Origin of the sequence: Grimontia sp. AD028, assembly GCF_000973155.1 — a bacterium.
In the GTDB taxonomy this organism is placed as follows: Bacteria; Pseudomonadota; Gammaproteobacteria; order Enterobacterales; family Vibrionaceae; genus Enterovibrio; species Enterovibrio indicus.
The window spans coordinates 1-7692 of the sequence record NZ_LASY01000185.1; the positions used below are offsets into that span (position 1 = coordinate 1).

General features: G+C 48.9%; 8 protein-coding genes and 1 pseudogene. 6 read left to right on the forward strand and 3 right to left on the reverse strand.

Features of this window, described 5'->3' with window-relative positions:
* The first annotated feature begins 242 nt into the window (after positions 1-242).
* On the forward strand, positions 243-1475 hold the full coding sequence (locus RN22_RS24085) for a DEAD/DEAH box helicase (protein WP_046308468.1): 1233 nt from the start codon (positions 243-245) through the stop codon (positions 1473-1475).
* Between the two features lie 211 nt (positions 1476-1686).
* On the opposite strand, the gene RN22_RS24090 is transcribed toward RN22_RS24085, so the two are convergent.
* The 3 genes from RN22_RS24090 to RN22_RS24100 form a co-directional block, all read right to left on the reverse strand.
* A complete protein-coding gene (locus RN22_RS24090; RefSeq protein WP_002539925.1) occupies positions 1687-2280 on the reverse strand; it encodes a pentapeptide repeat-containing protein in 594 nt (197 codons plus the stop codon).
* Positions 2281-2314: 34 nt separating this feature from the next.
* Positions 2315-3085 carry a S9 family peptidase gene (locus tag RN22_RS24095; RefSeq protein ID WP_046308469.1) on the reverse strand — a complete coding sequence of 257 codons (771 nt, stop codon included), beginning with the start codon at positions 3083-3085 and terminating at the stop codon, positions 2315-2317.
* A gap of 90 nt (positions 3086-3175) precedes the next feature.
* Positions 3176-3526, reverse strand: coding sequence for a hypothetical protein (locus tag RN22_RS24100; RefSeq protein ID WP_046308470.1), 351 nt, complete (start codon positions 3524-3526; stop codon positions 3176-3178).
* A 129-nt stretch (positions 3527-3655) separates the two neighbouring features.
* Between RN22_RS24100 and RN22_RS24105 the strand changes: the two genes are divergently transcribed.
* From RN22_RS24105 to RN22_RS25275, 5 genes and pseudogenes are all read left to right on the forward strand, one after another.
* Positions 3656-4522 (forward strand): AraC family transcriptional regulator, encoded by an 867-nt coding sequence (locus RN22_RS24105; RefSeq protein ID WP_046308471.1) that lies wholly within the window; start codon positions 3656-3658, stop codon positions 4520-4522.
* Positions 4523-4660: 138 nt separating this feature from the next.
* Positions 4661-5527, forward strand: coding sequence for a nuclear transport factor 2 family protein (locus tag RN22_RS24110; protein ID WP_046308472.1), 867 nt, complete (start codon positions 4661-4663; stop codon positions 5525-5527).
* A gap of 68 nt (positions 5528-5595) precedes the next feature.
* Complete coding sequence (locus RN22_RS24115; RefSeq protein WP_052737594.1) at positions 5596-6486, forward strand: protein-ADP-ribose hydrolase; 891 nt, start codon at positions 5596-5598, stop codon at positions 6484-6486.
* Positions 6474-7337 carry a Sir2 family NAD-dependent protein deacetylase gene (locus RN22_RS24120; RefSeq protein WP_046308473.1) on the forward strand — a complete coding sequence of 288 codons (864 nt, stop codon included), beginning with the start codon at positions 6474-6476 and terminating at the stop codon, positions 7335-7337. Before RN22_RS24115 ends, RN22_RS24120 begins: the two co-directional genes overlap by 13 nt.
* 144 nt (positions 7338-7481) lie before the next feature.
* Positions 7482-7580, forward strand: a pseudogene (locus tag RN22_RS25275) (thiamine-binding protein); the annotation flags it as partial.
* Between the last annotated feature and the right edge of the window lie 112 nt (positions 7581-7692).

Genomic DNA, 7692 nt, shown 5'->3' on the forward strand with positions numbered 1-7692 from the left:
GCTTAGAGCAGAACCCTTCGGGCAGCGTTTGTGGGGAATTTCTGCTGCGTTATCGGCTTCTCATGTAGGCCAGCTACACATCGAAGCCTCTGCCTTGCATAAATCCCCCACAAACTGCTGCAAAAATCACCACCAAAGGTCAACAGCCCCTTGTATACGAGCGCGGATTATGCACAGCATTTCCGTGAAATCAGACTATCTGGTACACTCGCGCCCCTTCTTTATGGCGGAACTCTTTACCCATGTCAGACAACGTATTTTCACTTCTTCATCCCACGCTTCAGCAAACGCTGAGTGAACTTGGTTACAGCGAGCCCACTGATATCCAGCAGCAAGCGATTCCAAAAGTGTTGGAAGGAAAAGACGTGATGGGTGCAGCCCAAACAGGCACAGGCAAAACCGCCGCCTTTACGCTGCCTCTGATCCACCAGCTTCTGGAACGTGGTGTGAAAGGCTCTGCGCGAGTGCTGATCGTCACGCCAACCCGAGAGCTTGCTCAGCAGGTGTATGACAAAGTTGCAGAATATGGTCAGCACACGTCGCTGAAATGTGTGGCGCTGTATGGCGGCGCGAACATTAATCCTCAGAAGAATCAGTTGGCGAAGAAGCCAGAAATCATTGTCGGCACGCCGGGTCGCCTGCTCGATCACCTTCATATTGGTACCTTGCAGCTTAACAGCCTGGATACGCTGGTTCTCGATGAAGCTGACCGCATGCTCGACATGGGCTTTATTTCAGACATCAAGCGCCTGATGAAGAAAATGCCAAAGGAACGCCAGACGCTGTTTTTCTCCGCCACCTATCCAAAGCAGGTCATGGATTTAACTTATCGTCTGCTTAACGACCCTGTGCGCGTGGAAGTATCGACAGCCAACAGTACAGCTGAAACCGTGAATCAACTGGTGCATCCCGTCGACAGAAAACGTAAGCGCGAGCTGCTTTCCTATCTGATTGGCAGCCGTAACCTGCAGCAAGTATTGGTGTTCGCTAAAACCCGCCAAAGCACTGAAGCGTTGGCAAACGAGCTCAAGCTCGACGGACTGGCAGCAGAAGCGATTCACGGCGAGAAAACCCAAGGCGCACGTAACCGCGCATTGGAAGGCTTTAAAAACGGTACTGTGCGCGTGTTGGTAGCAACCGATGTGGCAGCGCGCGGCTTGGATATTCCCTCGCTGGATACCGTGTTCAACTACGAACTGCCACATCAGCCGGAAGACTATATTCACCGTATCGGCCGTACCGGTCGCGCGGGAAAATCCGGCATGGCGATATCGCTGGTTAGTCGTGAAGAAGAAGGCATGCTGAACGCAATTGAAACCTTGATTGACCAACGCCTCCCTCAGGAGTGGCTGGCGGGTTTCGAACCAGATATCAACGCAGATAAAGAGCACCATGAAAAACGAGGGGGTCGCGGCGGAGAGAAGCGTCGCCTTAAGCGCCAGCTGTTGAAAAAAGCAGGGGCTAAAAAACGCTAGGGTCTAAGTAAAAGAGAAAACGGCGCATTCAGCGCCGTTTTTTTGTGTTCATACCAATCGCAGTAGGTAGCTGATCAGAAATAGCGCAGGAAAAATGCTAGAGAACAAGGCGGGAAATTTCGATAAGTAGTTATTCTACAGTCAAATTTTCCAACGCAGTTATCGAGCATTTTAACAAGCTAGGATGAGCAGATATTTACTACGATTGGTATCAGTCCACCAGTTCAATGCCGAGGCTTTCCAGCAAGTTCAACGCTTCGTAGCGAGAGAACTTGGCGCCTTTAAGCTGATTTTCCAATACGTTGATGGCGTAGTCTGTCGATTCACTGAAATCGACCTCTTGCAGATTGGTACGCATAAACTGAGCGTGGGTAAAATCGCAGTATGTCATCGAAGATTGCTGGAAGTCCCCTTCCCTGAAATCCACTTCATGCAGCTTGCACTCTTCGAGTTTGAGCTCATGCAGCGTCAGCCCAAAGAATGACGCATCATTCAAAATGCATTGCTTGAACCTGAGTTCGAAATCCACATGGTAAGAAGGCCAGTCGGCCTTGCTCCAATCCACGCCCACCAACTTACACTCTTCAAACTGCACGGTAAAAAGACGCGTGCCAGAGAGGTTCATCAAACTCAGATTACAGCGCGCAAACTCACAATTGATGAACTTACAGTTTTTGAAAATGGCGTCAGAGAAATCACACTCTTCAAAGCGACACTCCTCAAACTCAATGCCCGTGAACGATTCGCCTTGAAGGTCTTTCTTCGCGAACAGCTCGTCGTAATAACTTTCGCCACTTTCAATCATTATTGTTGTTCCCTAATCAACTCGCTGTAGCGCATTATGCCTGACAATCCACCTCTATTGCCTGAGTATTCTTGCTTTGGTTTAAAAGCACATTCACTTTTCTAACCACCGCATCCACGACAAACTCATCCAGAAAAATGTCATGACCACCGGGAATGAAATCGGCGCTCACTGTTTTGCCTTGCTCCTTCAACACGTCACCATAGGTTTCAGTCAGGTAAGGCTGTGTGACATCGTCTTCCTTGCCGCAAATCAGATGAATATCTGTCTTGGCATCAACCCTGTCCACCAACGCAATCGGTGAGGTTACCCGAAGGTTACCCCAAAACAGCGGATTGCGGCGTTGTTCATACATGTCTTTGCGCCAACGGTTAATATCCGCAGGGCAGGAAACCATCACCGCTGCATCAGCAAGGCTTGGATAATACGCGATGATCTTTCCCGTTATCGCAGCGCCACCGGAATGACCACAAATGACCACTTTAGATGGACTATAAAGGTCTTTTAGCGCTTGAATGGCCAAAACAATATGGTCGATGCGTTTGCGGTTGTAATTGTCACCAACGGTAAAACCTTTCCAACCCCCGGATTTCCCCCCCAGATTGTCTTTATAACCCGGCCTCAATAACCCGACAGATACGACATTGCTAGCGCGTTTGGCGATGGCTTTCGCAAACTGGTTTTGATAGCTCACCGCACCAAAAGGACTGTCACCATGAATTGCCACAACCAGACAAGGATGAGCCCGCACACCATTTTCGTGAATGTCGACAATGGTTCTGCGGTTATCTATGTTGAGTTCCAAGCGAACGCTCCTTGAAAGGTTGGATTATGTATGAGCAAAACGAGCCAGCTTTAGACTGACTCGATGTATAAGTAAGGAGGACGCGCTAGTTTAGCTAAGAACCGCGTAACTGACGCAGATACCAAACGCGGGCAGTCCCGCGAAAAACAGCTTGAGAAACATTCGGCTGTCGTAGAACCGACGCACTGCATTAAATTCTGCTGCAATGGTGTTATCTACCAAGCTGGAAGCGGCCACGCTTGCTTTATCCGCATCAGCGTGAGAGTCACCATCGTCGAGCCAAAGAAACAATATCGACAAGCCCCACAAGCTCGTCACCGCGCCAAACACATAATCAATCCAGCGCGTGATACCAAATAAGCCTGTGACCTGGTCAAAGCCCCAAATTCCTGCAACCACTATCAAGTTACTTACCAGCACAAATCCCGCTAGCTTTAACATCGTGACCTCCCTCTACGATGGCTATTTCTCTAACCCACTCAATCTATTGCATATTTGTAACAACAGTCACGTCTGGCGTTCACAATGCGCTAAGATGATTCCATCTTTTTCCAAATTTTCGCGACGCATATGGCAATTCCACTGATCGACTTTAAACAGCGTGAAGCCGCCCTACAGGACGTGGAGATCATCGAACTCTCAAAACTCTATACCCGCGAGTTCAAAGATCACGATCCTCAAGCGCCGCACCGCCTTTCCTTCTTCATGACAGTGATCTTTGAAAAAGGGGAAGGTAAGCAGATGGTCGATTTCAAGGAACACGCATTCAAACCCGGTACAGTAATCAGTGTGCAGCGTGAACAAGTGACGGCGTTTGATTTAGGGGATAAGCCCGAAGGGAAAATCCTGATATTCACACAAGCATATCTGGATGCGGTTCACGCCAACATGAAGCTGCCCAGTTTCACGCCGACCCACCTCAACAGCCAATATTCGCCAGCCTTTGAACTCGATGAAGAAAACCGTAAACGCACATCCTCGTTACTTAATGAAATGATCGCAGAGCTCACCTGTGAAGATGGTGACCCATTGATCGTGATGTATTTATTCTCAGCATTGACCTTGCTTCATCGACGTTTGAAAACGGTCGGGGAAGTCGACAACCTTTCTCCTTCGCAAAGTCGTCTCCTCTCTCGTTTTATCGCGCTCCTACAGGAACATTTTGAACGTACACGTGATGCAAACTGGTATGCCGACCAGCTCGCTACCACCTATAAAACCCTCAATCAGGTTTGTAAGGCATCTACGTCCCTCACCGCCAAACAAATGATTGATGCCTTCACCATTACAGAAATCAAACGGCGGTTGGTGGTGAGCAAAATCACCTCTCAACAACTCGCCTATGACTTCGGGTTCGAAGACCCAAGCAACTTCGTTAAATACTTCAAAAAGGAAACCGGACTCACGCCTAGCAAGTTCAGAAATCACTATCTATGACTATTGGCGCATAAAGGATTTGCACTGAACTTCGTTTTCTCAGGTTCGATATTGACCATTTTTCTGCCTATTTCCACTCTGCACGGATTCAGTGCAACGTCCTAACATGGCTTCAACACCGAACAAAAGGACAAGACAATGAAAACAATGACAAACAAACTTCTTCGCTCTGTTGCTGTAGCCAGTGTGATGGGAATTGCTGCATGCAGTGCCCAGTCAGCGTCGGAGTCGCTCTCAAACAAGGACAAAGCCGTCGCACTGATCAGCAGTATTGAAACCGGTGACCACGCGCCAATCGCTTATGTAAACCCGAACAAATACATTCAGCACAATCTCGCAGTTGGGGATGGCCTGGAAGGATTCGGTGAACTGATGAAAGCCTTGCCTGAAGGTGGCGCGAAAGCCGATGTGAAACGTGCATTCCAGGATGACGATTACGTGTTCCTGCACACTGAATACGATTTCTTCGGCCCTAAAGTTGGCTTCGACGTATTCCGCTTCGAAAATGGCCAAATTGTTGAGCATTGGGACAACCTGCAAGACATCGCCCCGGCAAACCCTAGCGGTCGTACCCAGCTCGACGGCCCAACCTTAGCGGTTGATCTGGATAAAACTGAAGAGAACAAAGCCATTGTTGCAGACTTCGTGAAGACCATCCTGATGGAAGGCAACATGGCGCGCATCAATGACTTTATCGACAACGAACCGGAAGCCTACCTACAACACAACCCAATGGTGGCAGACGGTCTGGCAGGTTTGGGGGCAGCACTGCAAGCGCTGGCTGAGCAAGGCATGCCAATGTCTTACACCAAAAACCACAAGATTCTGGGTCAAGGTAACTTCGTGTTGACGATCAGCGAAGGGAAATTCCTGAATGAGCACGTCGCGTTCTACGATTTGTTCCGCGTCGATAACGGCAAAATCGTTGAGCACTGGGATGTGATTGAAACCATTCCACCGCGCAGCGAGTGGAAAAACGATAACGGCAAGTTCGGCTTCCAGTAAGCGAAACTTCCACTGTCAAATACCCATCATGAGGCCACAAACGTGGCCTCAGTTATTCGGAGGTCAGCATGAGAAAATTAACTGTCAGCGACTACGCCGATCGCATCTCGCTCCATAGCCCGTATGTCCCAACCCCATTACAAGGCCTGACAAACCCTGCATTGGTGCTCAGAGTATTGCAGGAACTGACACCCGTTCTGAAAAAATCTGGCATCACTGACGTTCGCGAGTTGGATTCCGACGAGCAACGCACTCTGCTGGACTCCGCCATTACTGTTATTCCGCCAGGTTATCTCAGTGAAAACGGTAAAAATGCGTTGGATACCCTGCTATCTGCAGAGTGCCAAAGCCAATCAATCACAGATGTGTGCGAATTAGCGCCATTTCTAAAAATAGGTGACACCAAAGTGGTGCTCTGGCGTGGAGACATCACCACTTTAAAAGCAGACGCGATTGTGAATGCTGCAAATAGCCAGCTTCTCGGGTGTTTTCTGCCCCAGCACAAATGCATTGATAACGCGATTCACAACCGAGCGGGTGTTCAATTGCGTGAAGACTGCGATGTCATCATCCAGCTTCAGGGTGGAGAGGAGCCAACAGGCGAAGCAAAAATTACGCGGGGTTATAACCTGCCTGCCAAATACGTCATCCATACGGTTGGGCCGATTGTACAAGGCAATGTGACTAGAGAGGGCGAGCAATTACTCGCCGCCAGCTATCAGCACATTCTGGATATCACTCAAGAAGTGGAAAATGCACGCAGTGTCGCCTTCTGTGCGATTTCTACCGGTGTATTTGGCTACCCGATTGAACAGGCAACACCAGTGGCGATTCACACCGTCGCTAAATGGCTGAAAGCCAACCCCGGCAAACTGGATACGGTAGTTTTCAATGTGTTCAGTGAACGGGATTACGATGTTTACCAATCAGAACTGGAGGAGTTTGTATGCAAAAACTGAATCTTCAAACATTGAGAAATGTCTCCACTCTGATTAAAGACGCCGACGCGATCTTGATTGGTGCAGGTGCCGGGCTGACGGCAGCTGCGGGGATCAATTACCTCGATCGTGACAAATTCGCCAAAGTCTATCCGGGCTGGAAAAAGAAAGGATTCAACGCCCAATACGAGCTCATGGGTTATCCCTACTGGTCACAGCAGGAGCAATGGGGTTACTACAAAGTCCATCTGGAATACGTGTATTTTTCTCAGGGTGCAAACCCGCTGTATGAAGCTTTGTATGATCTCGTGCGCGACAAAGACTACTTTGTAATGACCTCCAATGTGGATGGTCTGTTCTACAAAAGTGGATTTTCCCGCGAACGCTTTTACGCACCACAGGGCGACTACGGAAAAATTCAGTGCACCAAACCGTGTTCACAGGAAGTGTGGGACATTAAACCCTTCCTCGATCGCATGGAGCCCTATTTTGATCCTGTCGAACAGGTGCTGACATCAGAGCAAGGTGTGCCGAAATGTCCAAACTGTGGCGAAGACATGTTCATTCATGCCCGCGTCGACGGTTCATTTATCGACACCGTGCATGAAGACGAGCGCCAAGCGTTGATCCAATGGCTGGATAACAACCGAGAGAAGAAGGTCGTGGTGCTGGATTTAGGTTCAGGCTTTAACACGCCAACCGTTATCCGAATTCCCATGGAGCAAATCACCCATGCGTTTCCGAATGCAAGTTTGGTCAGGGTGAATATGGATAATGCCTCCACGCCGCCAGAGTTAGGGTTTAAAGCGACGTCTATAAAAGGAGATATCGCAGAATTTGTTCATCAAACCCGCACATTGATGGTTGCGTAATCACCTCAATATCAGGGCAGAAAGTGCTGCCCTTTTCCTTCATCTACAGCGACAGTTTTCTGGGTTAAGATGCCGCATCTAATGTGACAAACGGCAATAAATATGTCTCAGAACAACGCTGTAAATACCATTGAAAACCAAGTCATGCTGGCCTTTCAGGTCATTCCACGCCTGAAAGAAGGTAATAATTTTGAAGTGGTCGACAAAGCCATCGACGTGGTGAAAGCTGCCAATGTGCCATATACCCAAACGACCTGAAGATGCCGATTCAGCGAGTTTGACTGGCGTTGTGATCGCGGCGTCACTTTGCAGGTGTAGTCATCTCCATCAAAAAGGGACAACAAAGAGCACGACG

Coding starts and splice junctions, on each gene's coding strand:
- RN22_RS24120 (WP_046308473.1), top strand. CDS start 6,474: ATGCAAAAACTGAATCTTCAAACATTGAGAAATGTCTCCACTCTGATT.
- RN22_RS24110 (WP_046308472.1), top strand. CDS start 4,661: ATGAAAACAATGACAAACAAACTTCTTCGCTCTGTTGCTGTAGCCAGT.
- RN22_RS24100 (WP_046308470.1), bottom strand. CDS start 3,526: ATGTTAAAGCTAGCGGGATTTGTGCTGGTAAGTAACTTGATAGTGGTT.
- RN22_RS24085 (WP_046308468.1), top strand. CDS start 243: ATGTCAGACAACGTATTTTCACTTCTTCATCCCACGCTTCAGCAAACG.
- RN22_RS24115 (WP_052737594.1), top strand. CDS start 5,596: ATGAGAAAATTAACTGTCAGCGACTACGCCGATCGCATCTCGCTCCAT.
- RN22_RS24090 (WP_002539925.1), bottom strand. CDS start 2,280: ATGATTGAAAGTGGCGAAAGTTATTACGACGAGCTGTTCGCGAAGAAA.
- RN22_RS24105 (WP_046308471.1), top strand. CDS start 3,656: ATGGCAATTCCACTGATCGACTTTAAACAGCGTGAAGCCGCCCTACAG.